Genomic DNA, 22,652 nt, shown 5'->3' on the forward strand with positions numbered 1-22,652 from the left:
GGGATGGACCATGGGATGAGGATGACAGCGCGCATCAGGCCGCGGCCGCCAATGTGGGCGTTCAGCAGAAGCGCGATGGCGAGCCCCAGCACCGTCTCGATCGACACCGAGATGACGGTGAAATAGAGCGTGTTGCGGACCGACTGCCACCAGAGCGGATCCTCGAACAGGGTGAAGTAGTTCTCGAAGCCGATATAGTCGTAGATGTCCGGCTCGGTGAGATAGGCGTCGGTGAAGGAGAACAGGAAGGTTCGCCCAAGCGGCCAGAGGGCCACTGCGAAGAGCACGACGAGGCTCGGCGCGAGGAACAGCCAGGCCGTTCGCGCCCGCATCGTATTGAGGCCGATCGCTCCCTTCGCCATGTCACGCTCTCCCCGGAAGAAGTGCGCGGTCGTCCTTGCCGAAGAGATGCGCGCGCGTGTGTTCCCAGCCGACGAGGGTCGTGGCGCCCGGCCGTACATCCGGTTTGCCCTGCGCCTTGACGACGATGGATCGGCCATCGCCGACATTGAGGTGGACGAGGGATTCCCCGCCAAGCGGCTCGACGAGCAGCACTTCAGCTTCGAGTGCCGCCTCGCCGCCGCCAAGCATCAGGTCTTCCGGCCGGATGCCGAGCGTGACGTCGCCCGCATAGTCATGAGCCGAGAGGCGGTGGCGCCCGCCTGCGAGCGACAGCACGCTTTCTTCTCCCTCGCGCGCCAAGAGACCCGGCAAAAAGTTCATGCGTGGCGAGCCGATGAAGCCTGCGACGAAGCGGTTGGCCGGACGCTCGTAAAGCTCCATCGGCGTGCCTATCTGGGCGATATAGCCATCCTTCAGCACGACGATGCGGTCGGCAAGCGTCATCGCCTCCATCTGGTCGTGCGTGACATAGACGGTGGTGGCCTTCACCTCGCGGTGGATCCGGGCGATCTCGACGCGCATTTCCATGCGCAGGTCGGCATCGAGATTGGAGAGCGGTTCGTCGAACAGGAAGAGCTTTTGCTGGCGTACGAGGGCGCGGCCGATTGCGACGCGTTGCTGTTGGCCCCCGGAAAGCTGCGCCGGCCGGCGTTCCAGCAGGTGATCGATCTTGAGGAATCTTGCGGCCCTGGTGACGCGCTCGCGGATTTCGGCGGCGGGAAGCCGGGCGGTTTCCAGCGCGAAGCCGAGATTGCGTTCGACATTCATGTGCGGATAGAGCGCGTAGGACTGGAAGACCATCGCGATGTTGCGTTTGGCCGGCGGCGTCTCGTTCATGCGATTGCCGGCGATGCGCAGTTCGCCGTCGGAGATTTCTTCGAGCCCGGCGATCATGCGCAAAAGCGTGGACTTGCCACAGCCCGACGGCCCGACGAAGACCACGAATTCGCCCTCGGCGATTGCGAGGTTGAGTTCGTCGATGATGGTCAGCGCGCCGAAACGTTTGACGACGTTGATGAGATCTATACCGCTCATGACCGTTCCATCTTGCTGATTGTCTTTTCCGCAGTTCCAGACGCCAAACGGCCGCGGTCTGCCGCGGGAACTGCCCTGTCTGCCAGCGCCGCCACACCGATGGCGCAGGCGGTGTCGCCGATGAGGCTCGCCACGATCGGCATGTTGCGCGCGCCTTCGGCCCAGATGAAGTCGCGCGTCAGCGCCGCCAGCCTCGGCGTTACGTCAGGATCGCTGCCGATGCCGCCACCGAGCACGAGCACGGCGGGGTCCAGCGTGTTGATGAGCTGGCCGAGATAGGAGGCGAGCGAGAGCAGCGCGTTTTCGACCATCTCGGCCGCCCGGGGATCCTCGGCCGCCGCCTCGAAAAGCGAGAGTGCGGTGGCGTCCGGCCGGCCGATAAGCACGCCGTAACGTTCGCCGAGCGCCTTGCCGCCGGCAAAAAGTTCCAGATTATGTCGCACCTGCCGGTCGCGCGCAGGGCCGTCGAAGGCGACGAGATCGCTGCCGGAGAAGTGGATGGCGAAGCCGCGGGCGCCCTCATAGGGCGTGCCGCCGATCACCAGAGAATGGGAAAGGCCCGTGGAAATGGTGACGTAGACGAAGGGATCGATGCCCTTGCCGGCACCTGTCCAGCCCTCCGCGAACGCCGCTGCGCGCACGTCGCTGTCGATGTGCAAGGCGCCGAAGCTGCCGAGGCGTGCGCGATAGTCGAGGCCGCGCCAGTCAAAATTCCAGGCCGAAGCCGGCTCACCATCACGCGTCACGAGCTCCGGCAGGCAGATGCCGAGTGCCGCGGTATCGAGCGCCTCCATGTCTGCACGCTCCCGCATGGTCGCCGCGAGGTCGCAGACGAGATCGAGCACCGCGCCGCCGCCATCCTGGCAGGGCGTGGCCTCGGTGCGCTCGGCGACGACAGCGCCATCCGAGAGGCGCACGATGCACGCCTTCGTCTTGGTGCCGCCGACGTCGATGCCGATCGCGTGCCGTGTCATTGGTTTGCCCCGGCTGCCGCGTCGGCATGCAGTTCGGCATTCCGGCATTCTACGGCGATGGTTGCCGGCCAGCTCGGATTGTAAGCCGACGCTGTCGAAAGCCGGCGGAAGGCTTCGCGCTTGCCGTCGCCCCAGACGATCATTGCGACCGCCTTCGAGAGGGTTGCAATGGAGCCGATGCCGACAGTGAGGCCATGCGTCGGAACTTCGTCCAGCCCGCGGAATTCGGGGAAGGTCGCGAGATTGTCGCGCCGCGTCTGTTCGGCAAGCGTCACGATGCGCGTTCGGCTGTCGCGGGCCGAGCCCGGTGGGTTGAAGGCGATGTGGCCGTCGCCCGCACCGGACGCCAGCAGGAAGAGGTCGATCCCGCCGAGGGTAGTGAGGTCCGCGTCGTAGGCCTCGGGCGCGCCGAAGGCGGGCATGCGGAAATTCTCCACCGGCATGCGGAGTTCTGCCGGCAGAGCCCGGTTGATCCGGCCGACGATTTCCCGCTCGCCAAAACCGCGGCAGGAATAGTGTGCCGATGCCGGCGGAGGAAGAAGCCCTTCCGCGCTCGACAGCAGATATTCGTCCATCATCGCCACGACCAGCCGAGTGCAATCGACCGGGTCGGCTGCCAACTGCCGCTCCAGCGCCTCATAGACTGGCATGGGACTGCGCCCGCCCGGGCAGCCGAGCACATAGGGCCGGCCGGCTGCATTTGCAGCCCGAAGTTCCGCAAGGATGCGGGTTGCGAGATGCTCGCCGAGCGCCGCGGGATTGTTGTGGATTACAACGTTCATCAGCTGGTCCGCCCCTGCAGCAGAGAGGAGACGAAGGCAAAGTTCCGCGCGGCGATCGCTTCCGGCGTCTCGTGATGCTTCGGCGCAAGGTCCTGCTCGACGACCAACGGGCCATCGTAGTGATGGGCGATCAGCGTGCGCATGAAATCGGCGATGTTGACGGCGCCCCGGTCGAGATCGGTCATGATGCCGTCCTCGAAGGCGCGATCGCAATGGATGTTTTCGGCCAAAACCTTCTCGCGGAAGGCGCCATCGATATTCTTGAGATGGATGGCGTTGATGCGTGTCGTGTGACGCAGGAAGAAATCTTTCGGGTCGGCCTTCCAATAGGCGTGATGGCCGGTATCGAGGCAGAGGCCTACAAGCGCCGGATCGGTTTCGGCCAGAAGCCGCTCGATCTGGCTTTCATGTTCGACACAGGTGCCGACATGGGGGTGGAAGCTGAATTGCAGGCCGTGCTCGCGCACGATGCGAGCGCTTTGCAGGGTAAGATCAACGACGGTGCGCCAGCCGGCTTCGTCGAAGACGCCCATCTGGTCCTTCGGATAGAACTCCGATTCGTCCATCAGAATGAAATGCGTGCCGCCGACGGCCGAAAGCAACGCGCAGATCTGATGCGTCCGCTCCGCCAATGCGGCGGCCGTACCCGAATCCGCCAGCGTGTGGACATGGGCCGCCGCGACCACGGAGAGGCCGCGGCGGTGGAGTTCTTGCGAAAGCACCTTTGGGTCGGTCGAGAAGTAACCGTAGGGGCCAAGCTCTGTGTACCGGTAGCCGGCCGCCACGATGCGGTCGAGATAATCGGTCCAGCCGAGGTCGTTGCCAGTGGGCCAATAGACGCCCCAGCAGCACGGTGCGATCGCGATGTTCACTATTCTGTCCTCGATACTGGAGCGTTTTCGCGTTTCACCGAAACGCAAAACGCTCCATCTCCTTGTTTTTGCGCAATTCTGGTTGGGTGCGAGACTTACCAGCCGCGCTTCTTCAACCGCTCCAGATCGGCGCTGACCTTGGTAAGCGCCTCTTCTGCACCTTCCTTGCCGCTCAGCACGTTGTGAACGCCGTTGAAGATGCGCTGCGAGACGCGGTTGTAGGAAGCGCCGGTGACCTGTGAGGGGCGGGAGGCGCTTTCTGCATAGGCCTTTTCCGCAAAACGCAGCGCCGGGTTGGCCTTCAGGATTTCCTCGTCCTGGTAGAGCGCCTTCAGCGTAGGGCTATAGGCTTGCAGCGCGCGGCGCTTCTGCTCCTTGGCGCCCGTGAGGTAGCGAACGAGGCTGACGGCCGCGTCGGTATCTTCGGCATATTTGGAGACGCCGAGCAGGCCCGCGCCGTAGCATCCGCTCGATTTCTCGCCCTCGGCACCGACCGGCAGCGCCATTACGCCAACCTTGCCGGCAAGCGTCGAGCCCTCGGCCTGGCTGGTGCCCCAGACATACCCCCAGTTGCGGTGGAAGACGGACGTGCCGGCCTCAAAGACGCCGCGCGAGCCTTCCTCGTCATAGTTCAGCACGCCTTCCGGGCTGATGCCGCCGATCCAGGATCGGGCGAGATCGAGTGCTGCGACGGCCTTCGGATTGTTTGCGGTGATCGTGCCGTCCGGCGCGATGAAGGTGCCGCCGCCATAGGAGGCGACCCATTCGAGTGCGTCGCAGGTCAGGCCTTCATAGGCGCGGCCCTGCCAGACATAGCCCCACATGTCCTTGGTGCCGGCTGCGCGTTCCTGTTCTTGGATGAACTTCGCCGTTTCGGTCAGCTCAGTCCAAGTTTTTGGCTCGGCCTTGCCATACTTTTCCAAGAGGTCCTTGCGATAGAACATCAGGCCCGCATCGACGAACCACGGCATGGCAAGCAGCTTGCCCTCAATGGTGGAATCGGCGAGCGCTGCGTCGAAATGCGCCGAAAGCTCTTCCGCCGGCACCTTTTCTTTGAGGTCGATGAGGTGGGCGGCGAGCGCGCCGACCCAGATGTTGTCGAGTGTCAGGACGTCGATATCGCCGGACTTGCCGGCAAGAAGCTGCTGGTAGAGCGGCAGCGCCTCACCCCAGTTCGCCGGCATCTTGTTGATCTTGACCGTGTTGCCGGTCTCCTTCGCCCAGGCCTCGGAGGCCGATTGGCAAAGTTCCAGCTCGGCGCCGGCCGAGCTGCAGAATATGGACACTTCCGCCGCCGTCGCGGAGCCTGCCCACAGCATGACGCCCGCAAGCGCCGTCGTTCTCAGAAATCCATCCCAATGCACTGTGTTTCCTCCCACACCGCGTTAAGTACGAGGAACAACTATACCGTCTGGTCGGTAAAGTAAACTGGGCGATATCACTTCAATTTCCGTTCTGGCACGCCGAGGGAATTCGGCTTTGCCGGTTGATTTCGGGCCAGGGCCCCGTAACGGATTTCCAGTCCACAATCGCCTGGTCGCCTTGGCGTTGCCGACGGTTCTGAACGATCTCGTCAAGCACAGAGCCATCCTCGTCGGCGGGGCGGCACAACCAGAGTTTGATCCTTCGATGGGAATGACCTCCTTGCCCAGGCTGGTCCATGTCTTCCGTAGATTTCATCAGTTCCGCTTCGATCTCCTTGGGAGACAGGTCGGGTCGGGCGGAGGCCAGGACGGACACCACAGCCGTCACGAAGGGCGCGGCAAAGGACGTGCCGCTCTTCTGGCGGGCGCCGGAAACGGAAGCCGTCGTCCAGACGTTGACGCCGGGGGCGGCGATATCGATATGCCTACCCCGCACGGCACGGCGATAGGGCTTGCGCGCAGCATCGACCGCCGTCACGGACGATAACGTCCTCGTAGGCAGCGGGACCGGCTTGACATTCGGCCCGTCATTGTCGGCCGCAGCGATGGGGATCGTACCCCGCCCGATCGCCGCCTTCACCGCCCTCTCCAGCAGCAGGTTCGAGGGGCCTGTCAGGCTGAGATTGATCACCTTGATATCGCGCTGCATCAGAAGGTCGAGCGCGCCACGAGATCATAGAGACTCGCGACACCCGAGGGCCTGCGAAGCCGCTGGAACGCATCGACCGCCACGAGTTCAGATGCTGGCAGAAAGCCGGGCACGCACTGCCCGACGCGGCGACCAGAAGGGCGGCGACGCAGTGCCATGCTGCGCTCCCGATTGCGTGCCATCCATCTCGCCCAGCCGCAGGATTTCCAGCCGTGCCTTTGCCAGGGAACTATGATCGGCATTGATGGCCGTGTCGATGGGCCCGATGCGCTGCGGCTTCAGGCGCCGCGGCCCATCAATATCCGCATCCGTCGGCCAGTCCACCATGTGGCGCACGCGGCCGCACCATCTCACCACCCGTCAGCGCGATCTGCACGCGCTGCGCGATGACAAACCCATCCTGCGTCAGTCCGGCAATCGCGGCTTCAAGCGCGACCGGGACGACAACCGCCGCGGCGGCTGGAATTCGAACCGCAATTCGAATTCGTCGAGCAACTCCAATTCGAACAGTTCTTCCAACTCCTCGAGCAATTCGAGTTCGAACTCGTCCTCCAACTCCTCCTCGGACGACGACTGAGACCCCGGCAGAAAACTGAAAGGAGGGCATCGTGACCCTTTACGCAATCGCCCCTCCCGAGCCCCGCGCCGACCGGCGCGGGGTACCGTCCGCCGCGGCCGTGCCAACCATGCCGCTTGCCCGTGTCCGGCAGGTCATCGGCCGTCTGCTAGACCGTATCAACACCGTGCAGAGCTTGTTCTGGGCGCTCACGCTCCTGATCTTCGCCACCGCCTTCATATCCCGTCGACCTCGGCGCGCGCGGCCATACTGGCGCCGGTCTATCTCGGCCTTTCGGCAGCAATCGACAATGTGCGGGTAAACCGGGCATTGGCGCTGCTCTTCCCGTCGATCATTCTGTTGTCCGCGGGTGCTTCGTTGATCGGCGCCGGCGCCCATCTCGTCGCTGCCGACATGATGGAGCGCGTGCGGGGCGAGGGACCTGGCTTCCTGGCCTGGATAGCGCTTGCCGGCCCGTTTTCGCTGCTTTGCTGCCTGTTCGCCTGCGGCGTCCTCCTGCATGCCTTCCTGACGCGCGAGGAAAGGACACTTGTGCTCGCGCAACGCCAGCAAGACGGCGGCCCAGTACCGGTCACACGGCAGCAATGGAAGGTGCTTGCTGTTGCCGGCGTGATGATCCTGCTCTTTGCGACCCAGCCGCTCCACGGTATCGGCATGGCGTTGACTGCCATTGCCGCCGCTCTCGTGCTGGCGACCGAGCGGGTTTCCGGCCTTTCGCTCAAGACAGCGCTGAAAGGCGTCGAATGGAACCTTTTGCTCTTTCTCGCCGGCACCCTCGTCATCGGCGAAGCGCTGCTTGAAACCGGCACGGCAAAGGTGCTGGCTGACCGCCTGGTCGGGCTGCTGGGGCAAGGTGTGGCCGCCTGGCCCGTGGTCGTCATCGGTTTTGCCGCCGTCGTGGCAACTCTCTCATATCGTGATCACATCCCGCACGGCGCGGGCGACGGTGCTCATCCCGGCCCTTGCCTTGCCCCTGGCGGGCCTCGGGGTCGATCCGCTCAATCTCGTGATGGTGGTAACTTTGGCGAGCGGCTTCTGCCAGACGCTGATGGTCTCCGCCAAGCCGGTCGCCCTGTTCGGTGCCATGGATCCTCCACCCTTTGGGCAGACCGATCTGCTTCGGCTCGCCAGCTTCCTGATCGTGCCGTTCATCGCGTTGCTTCTCGTCTTCGCCACGCTCGTCTGGCCCCTGCAAGGCCTGCCTCTGCGCTGAAGCGTCTGAGAACGAGACAAAAAGGTCGCCAGTGGCGGCCTTTTTTATTGAGCCGGCTAAGTTTTTTTCGCCGTTGGTGGAATAGAAATCGAAGCGCGTCGTTCCTCCCTTGTCACAGCATTGTCACAATAGAAAAGGAACGATCCATGTCTTTCACGGTTCTTGTCGCCCCCTCCGGTTTCAAGGAAAGCCTCTCGGCGGACGAAGCCGCCGACTGCATCGAAAAGGGCGTACTCCGGGCGTTCCCCGAGGCCATTGTGCTGAAGGCACCGATGGCCGATGGCGGGGAGGGCTTCACCAAGGCCCTCGTCAAGGCAACAGGCGGAACGCTTCATCACCTGACGGTAACCGGTCCCGTCAACGATCCGGTCGAGGCGCATTTCGGTTTTCTCGGCGGATGCAGCGAGCCGACGGCGGTCATCGAGATGGCGGCTGCCGCCGGGCTCAGCCTTGTTCCCCGCGACCGCCGCAATCCCTGCCTGACGACGAGCTATGGCGTCGGCGAACTCGTGCACGCGGCGCTCGACCGCGGTGCCCGCCGCATCCTGCTTGGCTGCGGCGACAGCGGTATCAACGATGGTGGCGCCGGCATGGCCGAGGCGCTGGGTATCCGGCTTCTCGACAGCGAAGGTGACCTTCTGCCGCGTGGTGGTGCAGCGCTCGCCGATCTTGCGGTGATCGATCTGTCCGGCCGCGATCCGCGCCTGGACACTGTCCGTATCGATGCCGCCGTCAACTGGCACAATGTGCTGCTCGGCGAGCGCGGTGTTGCCCGGGTCTTCGGCCCCCAGAAGGGTGCGACGCCCGAACAGGTGGAGGTTCTCGCGGCCGCGATGGAAACCTACGCTGCAAGTATCCGGCACACGACAGGCATCGAGGTTGGCATGGCGCCCGGTTCGGGAGCGTCGGGCGGGCTTGGTGCTGCCGTTCTCGGCCTGCTCGGGGGCAAACTGCATCCCCGCTACAACATCGTCATGCAATATCTGGAGCTTGACCGCTTCATTGCCGAGGCCGACCTCGTCATCACTGCGGAGGGCAGCCTCGACGGCCAGACACCGTTCGGCAAGGTACCGGCAGAGGTGGCGCAGCGGGCAAAGCGTGCGGGTGTCCCCGTCATCGCGCTGGCCGGCACGATCGGCAAGGGCGTGCGGCTGAATTTCGAGCAGGGTATCGATGCCTTTGCCTCCATCCTGACGCGACCATGCTCGCTGGAGGACGCGATTTCATCCGCGCCGAAGCTGCTCGCGCACGCAGCGGAGGACGCCGCCCGCATGGTCATGGTCGGCATGAGCCTGCGAAACCGGGTGGAAAAAGCGGCTTGATGCAGACGCCTTTCCACCGCCGTGCCGGAGGGGCGGCGCGGTCATCGAGCGCCTCCCGCCAGCGTCCCAATGAGGAAACATTACGAAAATATAATGATCACAAGGGCTTCAACTTCGGGGTGGGGGGTGTCACATGTCTATTAAAGGGACGGCAGAGGCATGACCTCGATCCGAGGAACACCGATGACCAAGACTGCACGACCGAAAAAAGATGAGACGCCCGGCGAAGAGGGGGGCCACGCCAATGTGACCTTCATGCCGGGCGCGACCCCGCCCGTTCGGCGCAAGCGACGGTCGCGCGCCTGGATCTGGCTTCCGGTGATCGCGCTCATCGCCGGTGCCGGCTATTATGGCTGGCGTGCCTACGCGCCGGCCGAGACGACGACGGCGATCATCACGCAGCCCGTCGTGCGCGGCGACATCGAAAATGCGGTGACTGCGGTCGGTACGCTGGAGGCCGTGAAGTCGGTTGATGCCGGTGCGCAGGTTTCCGGCCAGCTCAAGGCGATGCATGTCGAGATCGGTGATGCGGTCACGAAGGACCAGCTGATTGCCGAGATCGACCCGGCAACAATCGAGAACCGTATCGAGATCAACCGCGCGGAGCTGGCCAATCTCCAGGCGCAGCTCGAATCCAAGAAGGCACAACTTGTCTTCAAGCAGGCAAACATCGCCCGCCAGCGCAATCTGGTTGCCGGCAATGCCGCCGCCCAGCAGGCGCTTGACCAGGCTGTCGCCGACCTCGCCGCCGCCGAGGCGGACGTCAACGCGACCGAGGCCCAGATCCGCAAGCAGCAGGCGACGCTCGCCGGCGACGAGGTCGATCTCGGCTATACCAAGATCTATGCGCCCATGGCCGGCACCATCGTCGCCAATCCGGTGAAGGAAGGCCAGACGCTGAACGCCAGCCAGACGGCGCCGACCATCGTCACGATCGGCGACCTCTCGACCATGACGGTGCGCGCCGAAGTCTCCGAAGCGGATGTCGGCCGCCTCAAGGTCGGCATGGAGGCCTATTTCACGCTGCTCGGCCAACCGGGAAAACGCTTCACCGGCACGCTTCGGCAGGTCGAGCCGTCGCCGACGGTCGAAAACAACGTCGTGCTCTACAATGCGCTGTTCGACGTGCCGAACGCGGACGGCGAACTGATGATATCGATGAGCGCGCAGGTGTTCTTCGTGCAGGCTGCCGCACGCGACGTGCTGGTCGTGCCGAGCGGGGCCGTGACGATGAAGCGTGGCGACGGCAAGCCCCAGGCGCAGGTGACGGTCGTCACGGCGTCGGGCGGCAACGACGTGCGCGACGTCGAGACCGGCATTCGCAACCGTGTGAGCGTCGAAGTGAAAAGCGGCCTTGCAGAAGGCGACCGGGTCATCGTTGGCTCCGGTTCGGCCGATGGCGGTGCCGCGAGCAATCGGGGTTCACGGCGCAACACGCGCATGCCACCGATGTTCTGAGGAGGTTGCCATGACGGCGCTCATATCGCTCAAGGACGTCACGAAGACCTATTTCAACGACGGTTTCGCCGTGGAGGTGCTGCACGGCGTCTCTCTCGACATCGAGGCGGGAGAATTCGTCGCGATCATCGGCCAGTCCGGCTCCGGCAAGTCGACGCTGATGAACATTCTCGGCTGTCTCGACCAGCCGACCACCGGCACCTATCTGATCGATGGCGAGCCGGTTTCCGATTTCGAGACCGACGATCTGGCGGCTCTGCGCCGCCGTACCTTCGGCTTCGTGTTCCAGAGCTATAACCTCATCCCGACGGCGAGTGCCCGTGAAAATGTCGAGGTACCGGCGATCTATGCCGGCATTTCGGCGCGCGACCGGCAGGAGCGGGCAGACATGCTGCTTTCCTCGCTGAAGCTCGGCGACCGGCTCGACCACCGGCCTAACCAGCTCTCCGGCGGCCAGCAGCAGCGCGTCTCGATCGCCCGCGCGCTGATGAACGGCGGCCGCGTCATCCTTGCCGACGAACCGACCGGCGCGCTTGACAGCCAGAGCGGCGAAGAGGTGATGGCCCTGCTGCACAGGATGCACCAGGATGGCCATACGATCATCCTCATCACCCATTCGCGTGAGGTGGCGGAAGCCGCTGACCGGCTGATCGAGATCCGCGACGGCCGCATCACCTCCGACCGCGCCCGCAAGCCACGCCCGTCCCCGGTTGCGGCAGCCGGCCTGCAAAAGGCCGTCAAGGAAGGTTCTGCCGCGATTGCCGATGTTTCCGAAGCGGTCAAGATGGCGATCCGGGCCTTGCACGCCAACCTGTTCCGCACCGTGCTGACCCTTCTCGGCATCGTCATCGGCGTCGGCTCGGTGGTCGCCATGCTGGCGATCGGCACGGGCGCGCAGAATTCCGTGCTCGACCGTATTTCCTCGATGGGGTCCGACCTGCTGCTTGTGCGGCCGAGCATGGCGAATTTCCGCGGCACCAGCGGCGGCATTCCGGTGACGCTCATTCCCGCGGATGCCGATGCCATTCTGGACGTGCCGAATGTCACCTTCGCCGTGCCGGAAATGACGAGCACCGTGACGCTGCGCCACGGCAACATCGATTACCAGACGACGGCGAACGGCACGGTGCCGCAGTTCCCGCGCGCCAAGAGCTGGACGGTTGCCTCGGGTGAATTCATCAATGCGGACGACATGGATACCTATGCGCCGGTCGCCGTACTCGGCCAGACGGTGGCCAAGACGCTGTTTCCCGACGGCGGCAATCCGCTCGGCCAATATGTGCTGGTCAACAAGATCCCCTTCCAGGTGATCGGCGTGATGAGCGAGATGGGGGCGAGTGCCGGCGGCAACGACCAGGACGACGTGATCCTCGTGCCGCTTTCGACCGGCAGCATGCGGCTCTTCGGCCAGCGCAACGTGCGCACCATCACCGTGCAGGTCGAGGACGCCTCGGCGATAGACCTGACGCAGGAAGCCATTCAGGCCTTGCTCAACGAGCGCCACAAGGCCGAGGACACGCAGATCACCAACATGTCCTCGGTGCGTGAGGCCTTTACCGAAACCTCGAACACGATGAAGCTCTTCCTCGGTTCGGTCGCCGCCATCTCGCTGCTCGTCGGCGGCATCGGGGTGATGAACATCATGCTGGTGAGCGTGCGCGAACGAACGCGCGAGATCGGCGTGCGCATGGCCACGGGCGCGCGGCAACGGGACATCCTGCTGCAATTCCTCATCGAAGCGCTCGTCGTGTCGGCGATCGGCGGCGCCATCGGCGTTGTGCTGGGCTTGTCCGTCGGTGGGCTTGCGCAGGTCTTCGGTCTGCCGGTGAGCTTTACGGTCGGTCCCGTAGCACTCGCCTTCGCCTGCTCGTTCCTCACCGGCCTCGTCTTCGGTTACCTGCCCGCCCGCAACGCCTCGCGGCTTCAACCGGCCGTCGCGCTTGGCGCTGATTGAATGGGGCGATTGAGTGGATTGTCGCAGATCGCCTCCTGTGCCACCATAGGTGCGGGAGGATATCTGGATGGTGTCGACATTGTCGCACATACGGGAGATCGAACGCGTCGGCATGGGCGCGGTCAGCCCGCGCGATGCGCCCGTCGTCCAATCCTGGCTGCGCTGTCTCAACGACTACAAGCTCGATCCGACGATCGCGCAGGAAGCCTATATCGTTCCGGAGCTGAAGCTGCGCGAGCATCGCGAGCAGGCGGAAGAACTTATCCGCATCGGCCGCTCAGGCCTCGAAACGCTGTTCAACCAGATTGCCGAGCAGAACTACGTCCTTCTCCTGTCGGATGCGCGTGGCGTGACCGTCGATTTCATGGGCGACCCCACCTTCGATAACCAGTTGCGCCGGGCGGGGCTCTCTCTCGGTTCTGAATGGTCGGAAAACCGGGCCGGCACCTGCGCGGTCGGTGCCTGCCTCGTCTCCGGCGAACCGGTGATCATCCATCAGGACGATCATTTCGACACCAGCCATATCGGGCTGACCTGCACCGCAGCGCCCATCTTCGATACGCTGGGCGGCCTCACCGCCGTGCTCGATATCTCCCAGCTGCGCTCGCCGACCGCCAAGGCCAGCCAGCAGCTTGCGCTGCATCTGGTCGCCTCCACGACGCGGCGCATCGAGCTTGCCAATCTCATGACCCGCACCCGCAACGACTGGGTGCTGCGCCTTGCCCGCTCGCCGGAATTCCTTGATGTCGACCCTGATGCCGCCATCGCGCTCGACGGCAGCGGCCGCATCACCGGCATGACCCATGGCGGGTTTGGCGCGCTCGCCCGCGCGATGGATCTCGGCGGGCTTTCGACGCGCGACGTTCTCGGTCAGCCGATTTCGCAGGTTTTCGATATCGACGTCGACGACCTGCCACGCTTCATGCGCGGCCGGCCGAATGGCGAAAGACTACTTCGGGCGCGCAACGGCTTGGTGCTCTTTGCCAGTGCCATCGCGCCCGCCGTCAACCTGCGTTCGACCGTACCATCGGAGCCGCGCCTGCCGCGAGCGCTGCGCGACCTCAGCCGTGGCGATGCCGCTATGGAAAGAATGCAGGCCCGTGCGGCGAAACTGGCAGTGCGCAATATCCCGATCCTCATCCAGGGGGAAACGGGCAGCGGCAAGGAATATCTGGCGCGGGCGATCCATGATGGTTGTGGCGGTGACGGCAATTTCGTCGCCGTCAATTGCGCGGCGATCCCGGAACACCTCATCGAATCCGAACTCTTCGGCTACACGCCCGGCGCCTTTACCGGCGCCAGCCAGAAGGGCAAACGTGGCCTGATCGAGGAGGCGAACGGCGGCACGCTGTTCCTCGACGAGATCGGCGACATGCCGCTTGCCCTGCAAAGCCGGCTGCTGCGCGTCCTCTCGGAAAATGAAGTCCAGCCTGTCGGTGCACTGAAGGCGCGGCCGGTCCGCCTGCGGGTGCTCTCGGCATCCCACCGCGATCTGGCGGAACTGGTGAAGGAGGGACGCTTCCGGCAGGACCTCTATTACCGCCTGAACGCCGCGACACTCGCTTTGCCCCCGTTGCGCGAGCGGGAGGATCTTGGTTGGCTGATCGACCAGCTTCTCAGCCGCGTCGAAAAGGACGACGGCGCAACCTACCGGATCGACAAGGCGGCTCGGGCGGCACTTTTCGCTCATGGCTGGCCGGGCAATCTGCGCGAGCTTTCCAACGCGCTCCGTGTGGCCGCGGCCCTGTCGGAGGGCGGCGTCATCGATCCCGATTGCCTGCCGGACCAGCTTTTCGCCGCTCCGGTCGCCAACGCCGCGGGTGATGAGGACGCCTTGCGCCGGGCGCTCGACGATTGCGACAACAACATCTCGGCACTGGCCCGAAAGCTCGGCGTCAACCGCTCGACGATCCATCGTCGCTTGAAGCGCCTCAACTGATGCAGCGGCTGCAACACCTGTTGCACGCCACCTGTTGCATTTCGCCGTTTTGCGGCCGTCGCTTTCCCTTAACCTGCTCATAAATCAGTGGAAACGGAATTTGGCACGCCGCTTGCTCCTCTCTGTGCGGGAGATAGCAGGAGGAGAAACCATGCTCGACAAAACCCCCACCACCCGCGTCCAGGCGCTTCTCGACACATTCGGCGCAGCGCTTGAAGCCGGCCGCATCGATGACGCCGTCAATCTGTTCGCCGAGGAATGCTACTGGCGCGACCTCGTTGCCTTCACCTGGAATCTCAAGACCGTCGAGGGCCGTGACCAGGTTCGCGACATGCTGCAGGCCCAGCTCGCCACAGCAAAACCCTCGAACTGGCGCGTGGCGACCGGCGAGGAGGCGACCGAAAGTGACGGCGTGCTGGAAAGCTGGATCTCGTTCGAGACGGCGACCGGGCGCGGCTACGGGCTGGTGCGTTTCAAGAACGGCCTCATCTGGACGCTTTTGACGGCGCTTGGGGAACTCAAGGGCCACGAGGAAAAGACCGGCTTCACCCGACCGCTTGGCGCCCGGCATGGCCAGAACATCGGCGCAAAGACCTGGAAGGAAGAGCGCGAGGACGAGGAGCGCACGCTTGGCTACGAGAAGCAGCCCTATACCGTTATAATCGGTGGCGGGCAGGGCGGCATTGCGCTCGGTGCGCGGCTGCGCCAGCTCGGCGTGCCGACGATCATCCTCGAAAAGAACGACCGGCCGGGCGACAGCTGGCGCAAGCGCTACAAGTCGCTCTGCCTGCACGATCCCGTCTGGTACGATCACCTGCCCTATATCGATTTTCCAAAGAACTGGCCGGTCTTCGCACCGAAAGACAAGATCGGCGACTGGCTGGAATTCTACACCAAGGTCATGGAGCTGAATTACTGGACACGCTCGACCGCCAAATCGGCGAAATGGGACGAGGCGGCGAAGGAATGGACGATCGTCGTCGATCGCGACGGCGAGGAGGTCGTGCTCCGACCGAAACAGCTGGTCTTTGCCACCGGCATGTCCGGCAAGGCGAACATTCCGGACTTCAACGGTCGCGACCGCTTCGAGGGGGAACAGCATCACTCGTCCCAGCATCCCGGGCCGGATGGCTACAAGGGTAAAAAGGTGGTGGTCGTCGGCTCGAACAACTCGGCCCACGACATCTGCGCGGCCCTTCACGAGGCGGGCGTCGATGTCACCATGATCCAGCGCTCGACCACCCACATCGTGCGGTCCGACACGCTGATGGATATCGGCCTCGGCTCGCTCTACTCCGAACAGGCATTGGCGAACGGCATGACGACGGCCAAAGCCGACCTCATCTTCGCCTCGCTTCCATACCGTATCATGCACACGTTCCAGATTCCGCTCTACGACAAGATGCGCGAGCGGGACGCGGACTTCTATGCAGCATTGGAAAAAGCCGGCTTCCAGCTCGATTGGGGCGCGGATGGGTCTGGCCTCTTCATGAAGTACCTGCGCCGCGGGTCCGGCTACTATATCGATATCGGCGCCTCGCAGCTCATCATCGACGGCAAGGTCAAGCTTGCCGCGGGACAGGTCGAGGAGATCACGAAGAACGCCATAAAGCTCTCGAACGGCGCGGAAATCCCGGTAGACGTCATCGTTTATGCGACGGGCTACGGCTCGATGAACGGCTGGGTCGCCGATCTCATCGATCAGGAAACCGCCGACACGGTCGGCAAGGTCTGGGGCCTGGGCTCCGACACGCCGAAGGATCCGGGACCGTGGGAGGGCGAGCAGCGCAACATGTGGAAGCCGACGCAGCAGGAGGCGCTGTGGTTTCATGGCGGCAACCTGCACCAGTCCCGCCACTATTCGCAGTATCTTTCGCTGCAACTGAAGGCGCGCATGGAGGGGCTTCCGACACCGGTCTATGGCCTGCAGGCCGTCCATCACCGGAAATAGTCCCAGGGCCACCTGTGGGCAGCGGCAATGGATAAGAAAGGAACCGCGGGCCGACCGCCTGCGTTTCCTCTTTGCAAACCATTACCGAAAAGGAGAACATCCATGGTCGCTGCAAACGAAATTCGCGAGCATATGGAAGTCCGTGCCGCCGATGGTCGCCATGTCGGCACTGTCGACCACATGGAAGGTGACAGCCGCATCAAGCTTACTCGGAAGGATTCCGAGGATGGGCAGCATCATCTCATCCCGCTCGACTGGGTCGATCATGTCGACGCGCATGTCCATCTCAACAAGGATGCGGATGAAGTTCGTCGCCAGTGGTCGGCAATGAACTGATATTCCTCCCCATGCAAACGGCTCGGCGGACCTCGCCGGGCCGTTTTTCGCCTGGCATCATGCAAGCGTTACGGTGACCCCGGCCGTCTTCAGTGCCGCCGAAACGTCGCGCGGAGGCGCCTTGTCGGTGAAGAGGTCCGTGAGCGTGCTGAAGTCGCAAACCCGCACCAGACCCTGCCTGCCGAATTTCGTATGGTCGGTGACGACGATCGCACGACGGCCTTGTGCGACGACGGCACGGGCGAACTCCGCTTCCTCCAGATCATAGTCCATAATCCCGATCGCGGCGTCGATCGCCCCCGTTGAGATGACGGCGTGGCCCACCGTGAAGTGGCTGATGAACTCGATTGCCGATATGCCGAAGGCAGCACCATTGTCGCTGCGCAGTTCGCCGCCCGCCATGTAGACCCGGTTGTCGTTGACCGTCGACAGCGTGCGCGCGATGTCGGAGGAATTGGTGACGACCGTCAGGCGGCGGTGGCCGAGAAGCTCGCGGGCGAGATAGCTTGTCGTCGTACCCGTATCGAGCATGATCGAATCGCCGTCGCGAATGGTTGCGGCCAGCGCAACCGCAATCGCTTTCTTGGCCTCGCTGTTCTCCCGCATGCGCTTTTCGAAGGGCGCCTCGCCGACGATGGAGGGCAGGGCCACGGCACCATGCATCTTCACGACGGTGCCGTTCGTCGTCAGCGGCTTGATGTCGCGCCGCACGGTTTCCAGCGAAACGTCGAGCCTTTGCGCGAGGTCTGCAATCGTCACCGTGCCGTCCTGCTGGAGGAGCCGGAGAATGTCGTTGTGGCGTTTGGAGTGGTTCATGATCTTCGGGCCCGCAATGCGTTCTTCCACTTCATAATCCTTCGCGAGCCGACTGGCAAGAAAGCTTCAAAAACGGTCACAAAGGCAGAAAAAGCCACATTTGAGGATTGACAGCCGCTTTCCTCCCGCATGACATTGACGGTGCGCGCCGTCGAGAGAAAACAACCGGGGAACGGCGTGCGAGGGCGGCTCCACTTTATGGGGAGCGCGGGAGGAAATGAATGGATGGGCATGCCGAGCTCAGCCGCATGGTCGAAGATCGCATCCGGGCCATGCCGTGCTGGAGTGGCCACATCGAGATTGCGCCCCTGAAGGGCGGCATCAGCAATGAAAGCTATCTTGTTCGTGACGGCGCGGGGCGTCATGTCGTGCGCTTCGGCAGGGACTATCCGTTCCATCACGTCTTCCGCGATCGCGAACTGATGACCGCACGGGCAGCACATGCGGCGGGCTTCGGGCCTGCGGTGCACTATGCCGAGCCCGGCGTCATGGTCTCCGCCTATCTCGGCGCAAAAACCTTTGGCGCGGCGGACGTCGTTGCCGAGCGGCGGCGGGTGGCAGAGGTGCTGCGCCGTTTCCACACGGAAATGCCCGCGGAAATCAGCGGTGCGGCCTTCCTGTTCTGGCCCTTCCATGTCGTGCGCGACTATGCCCGCACCCTCAAGGCCGGCAACAGCCGCATGATGCGGCAACTGCCCGGCTATCTCGCGCTTGCCGACGAACTGGAGACCGCGCAGGCACCGCTGCCGATCGTCTTCGGCCACAACGATCTCCTGCCGGCTAACATTCTCGATGACGGGGAACGGCTCTGGCTGATCGACTTCGAATATGCCGGCTTTTCGACGGCGATGTTCGATCTGGCTGGGGCCACGTCGAATGCTGGTCTTTCCCCCGAGCAAGCGGACGACTTTCTCGCGGCCTATTTCGGCGGCGCGCCCGACGCTGCGCTCCTCCACTCCCACGCTGCCATGCAATGCGCCTCCCTGTTGCGCGAGGCGATGTGGAGCATGGTTTCCGAACTGCACCTCACTGCACCCGGCGCCGACTATGTCGGCTACACGAGCGAAAATCTCGACCGTCTCGACCAGGCGCTCGAACATTACAGATCCACATACGGGAAACGAATCAAATGACCCTGCCATCCCATGCCGAGATCGTTGTCATCGGCGGCGGCATCATCGGCTGCTCGACGGCCTATCACCTCGCGCGTGATCACAAGGCGAATGTGGTCCTCCTTGAGCAGGGCACGCTGACCTCCGGCTCGACCTGGCATGCGGCGGGCCTCGTCGGCCAGCTGCGTTCCTCGGCCTCGATCACCCGGGTGCTCAAATATTCGGTCGATCTCTACAAGGGTCTGGAGGCGGAAACGGGCCTTGCCACCGGCTGGAAGATGACCGGCTGCCTGCGCCTTGCCACCAATCAGAACCGCTGGACCGAATTCCGCCGCCTCGCCACGACCGCCAAAAGCTTCGGCATGGACATGCACCTGCTGACGCCGCAGGAGGTGAAGGCCATGTGGCCCTTGATGGAGGTCGGCGATCTCGTCGGCGCCAGCTGGCTGCCGACGGACGGGCAGGCAAGCCCCTCTGATATTACCCAGTCGCTCGCCAGAGGCGCGCGCATGCACGGCGCGAAGATCGTCGAGAACGTGCGCGTCACGGGCTTCGAGCTGAAGGATGGCCGCATCACGCACGTGCGCACGATGCTCGGCGACATTGCCTGCGACAAGGTCGTCAACTGCGCCGGTCAGTGGGCGCGGCAGGTGGGCGCCATGGCGGGCATCAACGTGCCGCTCCAGCCGGTCAAGCACCAGTATATCATCACCGAAAAGGTCCCCGGCCTTTCGACGGACGCGCCCACCATCCGTGATCCCGATCGCCGCACCTACTTCAAGGAGGAAGTCGGCGGGCTTGTCATGGGGGGCTATGAGCCAAACCCGCAGCCCTGGACGACCGGCGACGTGCCGGACGACTGGGCCTACCGGCTGTTCGATGACGACTTCGACCATTTCGAGCAGCATATGGCAGAGGCGATTGCCCGCGTGCCGGCGCTGGAAACGGTGGGCGTGAAGCAGATGATCAACGGGCCGGAGAGCTTTACGCCGGACGGCAACTTCATTCTCGGCGTTGCGCCGGAGTGCAAGAACATGTTCGTCGGCGCCGGCTTCAATGCTTTCGGCATCGCGTCGGGCGGCGGCGCCGGCTGGGTGCTGGCGCAATGGGTGGTCGATGGCGAAGCGCCGCTCGACCTCTGGGTCGTCGACATCCGCCGCTTCGCCGGCATGCACCGGGATCGCCAATGGGTGCTCGACCGCACGCTGGAGGCTTACGGCAAACATTACACCATCGGCTTCCCGCATGAGGAATATGAAAGCGGCCGCCCGCATGTCGTCTCGCCGCTTTATGAGCGCCTGAAGGCGCATGGTGCCGTCTTCGGCTCGAAACTCGGCTGGGAGCGCCCGAACTGGTTTGCGCCTGACGGCATGGAGCCGAAGGACGTCTATTCGATGGGCCGGCAGAACTGGTTCTCCGCCGTCGGCGAGGAACATCGCCATGTGCGCGAAGCCGTCGGCATCTTCGACCAGTCGTCCTTCGCCAAGTATGAAATGACGGGGCCGGACGCGTTGAAGGCGCTCGACTGGATCTGCGCCAACGATGTCGGCAAGCCAGCCGGTCGGCTCACCTATACCCAGCTTCTCAACAGCCGCGGCGGCATCGAGGCGGACCTGACGGTTGCGCGACTGTCCGAGGACAAGTTCTACATCGTCACGGGCACCGGCTTCCGCACCCACGATCTCGGCTGGATCGAAGATCACATCCCGGCAGGCCTCGAGGTGACGCTTCGCGACGTGACGGAAGAGTTCGGCACGCTCTCGCTGATGGGGGCCAAGGCACGCGCCGTGCTTTCGGCGGTGACTGACGCAGATGTGTCCAATGCCGGCTTCCCGTTCGGTCATGTGCGGGAGATTTCGATTGCAGGACACCCGGTTCGGGCGCTGCGCGTTACCTATGTCGGCGAACTCGGCTGGGAGCTGCATGTGCCGATCGGCGCCATCGGAAGCGTCTTCGACACGCTAATGGCGGCGGGGGCTGCCTCCAACATCCGCCCTGTCGGCTACCGGGCGTTGGAATCGCTGCGCCTTGAAAAAGGCTATCGCGCCTGGGGTTCGGACATCACGCCGAACGACACGCCCTTCGACGCCGGCCTCGGCTGGGCGGTGAAGCTGCGCAAGGACACCGACTTCCTCGGCCGCCGAGCGCTGGAAACGGCGCAGGGCGAACTGCGCAAAAAAGCATTCGCCGGCTTCACGGTCGACGACCCGAATGTCGTGCTCGTCGGACGCGAGACGATTCTCCGGAACGGCGAGCCCGTCGGTTATCTCACCAGCGGTGGTTACGGCTACACGCTCGGCAAGAATGTCGGCTACGGCTATGTGCGCCGCGCCGAGGGTGTGGACGACGCTTTTCTCGCAGGGGGCACCTACGAGCTGGTCGTCGCTATGGAGCGCACGCCGGCAAAAATCCACCTCGACCCACTGTACGATCCGACGGCCGCTCGGGTGAAAGCCTGAGCTGAGGGTGTCGACGGCGGCTGCGGTATCGGGCTGCCGCTCCCGCAAACGATATCGACGGGATGGAGCAGACAGGCGGCTATGCGCACCGTCTGTCTGCTCCATCCCTCTTGCGGTTTGGCGCGCCGTGAAAGATATTTCAGTCAGCGGGCTTGATTTCATCCGATGCCCATGAAATATATTTCAGATCGTGAATTATATTGACAGGCAATCTCCTTTGCGGTTACCTGCCCATACCGGACTTCGAGGAGGAAGTTCGGGTTCAACGCGATCAGCGGCGTCGTTTCGACGCCCTCGGGCTTTTTGGGAGGGGCTTCGGCCTCGAGGAGGACTTTTGCGCACTTTTCTGACGACGACCGCGATGGCGGTCCTTGCAACAACGCTTTTTGCCGGTTCCGCCGCCGCCGAGACGGAAAACCCGTTCCGCTGCAAGCCGGGCGAAAAATACGTCATGAACGTCATGGTGTCGGGCGTCGAATACTGGTTCCCGGTCTATGAAATGTTCAAGCAGGCCGGCCAGCAGCTCGGCTGCGAGACGGAATATACCGGCACGCCGGAATATGACGTCAACAAGCAGATCGCCACCTTCGACCAGGCGCTCGCCCAGAACCCGGCCGGCATTCTCGTGCATCCGATGAACTCCGACCCGTTCATCGAGCCGATCAACCGCGCCATCGACCAGGGCACGGCGGTCGTGACCTTTGCGGCTGACTCTCCGCTCTCCAAGCGTATTTCCTTCATCACCTCGGACAACACCCGCGAAGGCACCTATGCCGCCGACGCGATCGCCGAGAAGCTGGGCGGCAAGGGCGAATATGCGGTTCTGGAAAATCCGGGCCAGGACAACCACGACAAGCGCATCACGGCCTTCGTCGCCCGCATGGAAGAGAAGTGGCCGGACATGAAGCTGGTCGGTCGCGCCGCCTCCAACCAGGATCCGACGAAGGCCTATCAGGGCCTGTCGAGCCTCATTCAGGCCAATCCGAACCTCGGCGCGGTCTTCATGCCGGAAGCCAACTCCGCCATCGGCGCGGCGCAGGCCAACAAGGAAGCGGGCGGCAAGGTCCTCGTCATGTGCGCGGACGTCAACGCCAACATCCTCGACATGATCAAGGCTGGCGAAGTGTTCGGCTCGATCAACCCGAACCAGGGCATGCAGGGCTACATGGGCTTCATGCTGCTGTGGCTCGCCAAGCATCCCGAGCTGATCGACCCGATGAACGACGCCAAGCGCTCCGGCTTCAACCCGATGAGCATCCCCTTCGTCGACAACGGTCTTTCCATCGTGACCGCTGAAAATGCCGACGACTTCTACTGGGACAAGTACCTGAAGCGTCGCGGCACCAAGGGCATCGAGGAGTAATCTCCCAAGAGAAC

General features: G+C 63.7%; 20 protein-coding genes and 1 pseudogene. 12 read left to right on the forward strand and 9 right to left on the reverse strand.

Features of this window, described 5'->3' with window-relative positions:
* From ACT6VE_RS28020 to ACT6VE_RS28055, 8 genes are all read right to left on the reverse strand, one after another.
* The coding region (locus ACT6VE_RS28020; RefSeq protein ID WP_444801584.1) for a carbohydrate ABC transporter permease at nt 1-362 on the reverse strand (362 nt) is incomplete at its 3' end.
* Nucleotide 363: 1 nt separating this feature from the next.
* On the reverse strand, nt 364-1,437 hold the full coding sequence (locus ACT6VE_RS28025; RefSeq protein ID WP_444801585.1) for an ABC transporter ATP-binding protein: 1,074 nt from the start codon (nt 1,435-1,437) through the stop codon (nt 364-366).
* The gene (locus tag ACT6VE_RS28030) at nt 1,434-2,411 is read right to left on the reverse strand and encodes an ROK family protein (protein ID WP_444801586.1); all 978 of its coding nucleotides are present in this window, start codon (nt 2,409-2,411) and stop codon (nt 1,434-1,436) included. Before ACT6VE_RS28030 ends, ACT6VE_RS28025 begins: the two co-directional genes overlap by 4 nt.
* Nucleotides 2,408-3,193, reverse strand: coding sequence for a 6-phosphogluconolactonase (locus tag ACT6VE_RS28035; RefSeq protein ID WP_444801587.1), 786 nt, complete (start codon nt 3,191-3,193; stop codon nt 2,408-2,410). The genes ACT6VE_RS28030 and ACT6VE_RS28035 overlap by 4 nt, the downstream gene beginning before the upstream one ends.
* Complete coding sequence (locus tag ACT6VE_RS28040; RefSeq protein WP_444801588.1) at nt 3,193-4,065, reverse strand: sugar phosphate isomerase/epimerase family protein; 873 nt, start codon at nt 4,063-4,065, stop codon at nt 3,193-3,195. The genes ACT6VE_RS28035 and ACT6VE_RS28040 overlap by 1 nt, the downstream gene beginning before the upstream one ends.
* Before the next feature lie 95 nt (nt 4,066-4,160).
* Nucleotides 4,161-5,429, reverse strand: coding sequence for an ABC transporter substrate-binding protein (locus ACT6VE_RS28045; RefSeq protein WP_444801589.1), 1,269 nt, complete (start codon nt 5,427-5,429; stop codon nt 4,161-4,163).
* A gap of 79 nt (nt 5,430-5,508) precedes the next feature.
* Nucleotides 5,509-6,138, reverse strand: coding sequence for a S8 family serine peptidase (locus ACT6VE_RS28050; RefSeq protein ID WP_444801590.1), 630 nt, complete (start codon nt 6,136-6,138; stop codon nt 5,509-5,511).
* A gap of 87 nt (nt 6,139-6,225) precedes the next feature.
* Nucleotides 6,226-6,474: a hypothetical protein gene (locus tag ACT6VE_RS28055; protein WP_444801591.1), complete on the reverse strand. Its 249-nt coding sequence runs from the start codon at nt 6,472-6,474 to the stop codon at nt 6,226-6,228.
* Between ACT6VE_RS28055 and ACT6VE_RS28060 the strand changes: the two genes are divergently transcribed.
* From ACT6VE_RS28060 to ACT6VE_RS28100, 9 genes and pseudogenes are all read left to right on the forward strand, one after another.
* Nucleotides 6,464-6,715 carry a hypothetical protein gene (locus tag ACT6VE_RS28060; protein WP_444801592.1) on the forward strand — a complete coding sequence of 84 codons (252 nt, stop codon included), beginning with the start codon at nt 6,464-6,466 and terminating at the stop codon, nt 6,713-6,715. The genes ACT6VE_RS28055 and ACT6VE_RS28060 overlap by 11 nt on opposite strands.
* A 249-nt stretch (nt 6,716-6,964) precedes the next feature.
* Nucleotides 6,965-7,567: pseudogene (locus tag ACT6VE_RS28065) on the forward strand (SLC13 family permease); the annotation flags it as partial.
* Between the two features lie 64 nt (nt 7,568-7,631).
* Nucleotides 7,632-7,928 carry a hypothetical protein gene (locus tag ACT6VE_RS28070; protein WP_444801593.1) on the forward strand — a complete coding sequence of 99 codons (297 nt, stop codon included), beginning with the start codon at nt 7,632-7,634 and terminating at the stop codon, nt 7,926-7,928.
* A gap of 146 nt (nt 7,929-8,074) precedes the next feature.
* On the forward strand, nt 8,075-9,250 hold the full coding sequence (locus ACT6VE_RS28075; RefSeq protein WP_444801594.1) for a glycerate kinase family protein: 1,176 nt from the start codon (nt 8,075-8,077) through the stop codon (nt 9,248-9,250).
* Between the two features lie 183 nt (nt 9,251-9,433).
* A complete protein-coding gene (locus ACT6VE_RS28080; RefSeq protein WP_444801595.1) occupies nt 9,434-10,708 on the forward strand; it encodes an efflux RND transporter periplasmic adaptor subunit in 1,275 nt (424 codons plus the stop codon).
* Nucleotides 10,709-10,718: 10 nt separating this feature from the next.
* Nucleotides 10,719-12,662, forward strand: a complete 1,944-nt coding sequence (locus ACT6VE_RS28085) for a MacB family efflux pump subunit (protein WP_444801596.1) — start codon at nt 10,719-10,721, stop codon at nt 12,660-12,662.
* 67 nt (nt 12,663-12,729) lie between these two features.
* A complete protein-coding gene (locus ACT6VE_RS28090) occupies nt 12,730-14,601 on the forward strand; it encodes a sigma-54-dependent Fis family transcriptional regulator (protein ID WP_444801597.1) in 1,872 nt (623 codons plus the stop codon).
* Between the two features lie 151 nt (nt 14,602-14,752).
* Nucleotides 14,753-16,552, forward strand: a complete 1,800-nt coding sequence (locus ACT6VE_RS28095) for an NAD(P)/FAD-dependent oxidoreductase (protein ID WP_444801598.1) — start codon at nt 14,753-14,755, stop codon at nt 16,550-16,552.
* Nucleotides 16,553-16,654: 102 nt separating this feature from the next.
* The gene (locus tag ACT6VE_RS28100) at nt 16,655-16,888 is read left to right on the forward strand and encodes a DUF2171 domain-containing protein (RefSeq protein WP_069062544.1); all 234 of its coding nucleotides are present in this window, start codon (nt 16,655-16,657) and stop codon (nt 16,886-16,888) included.
* 57 nt (nt 16,889-16,945) lie between these two features.
* Here ACT6VE_RS28100 and ACT6VE_RS28105 read toward each other — a convergent pair whose 3' ends face one another.
* A complete protein-coding gene (locus ACT6VE_RS28105) occupies nt 16,946-17,704 on the reverse strand; it encodes a DeoR/GlpR family DNA-binding transcription regulator (RefSeq protein WP_069062545.1) in 759 nt (252 codons plus the stop codon).
* Between the two features lie 221 nt (nt 17,705-17,925).
* On the opposite strand from ACT6VE_RS28105, the gene ACT6VE_RS28110 reads away from it, so the two are divergent.
* The 3 genes from ACT6VE_RS28110 to ACT6VE_RS28120 all read left to right on the forward strand — a co-directional run bounded on the left by ACT6VE_RS28110 (nt 17,926) and on the right by ACT6VE_RS28120 (nt 22,638).
* Nucleotides 17,926-18,837: a phosphotransferase gene (locus ACT6VE_RS28110; RefSeq protein ID WP_444801599.1), complete on the forward strand. Its 912-nt coding sequence runs from the start codon at nt 17,926-17,928 to the stop codon at nt 18,835-18,837.
* On the forward strand, nt 18,834-21,275 hold the full coding sequence (locus ACT6VE_RS28115) for a GcvT family protein (RefSeq protein WP_444801600.1): 2,442 nt from the start codon (nt 18,834-18,836) through the stop codon (nt 21,273-21,275). Before ACT6VE_RS28110 ends, ACT6VE_RS28115 begins: the two co-directional genes overlap by 4 nt.
* A 334-nt stretch (nt 21,276-21,609) precedes the next feature.
* Nucleotides 21,610-22,638: a substrate-binding domain-containing protein gene (locus ACT6VE_RS28120; protein ID WP_069062548.1), complete on the forward strand. Its 1,029-nt coding sequence runs from the start codon at nt 21,610-21,612 to the stop codon at nt 22,636-22,638.
* The last annotated feature ends 14 nt before the right edge of the window (nt 22,639-22,652 follow it).

It is taken from the genome of Shinella sp. (genome assembly GCF_052438155.1).
Taxonomy (GTDB): domain Bacteria; phylum Pseudomonadota; class Alphaproteobacteria; order Rhizobiales; family Rhizobiaceae; genus Shinella.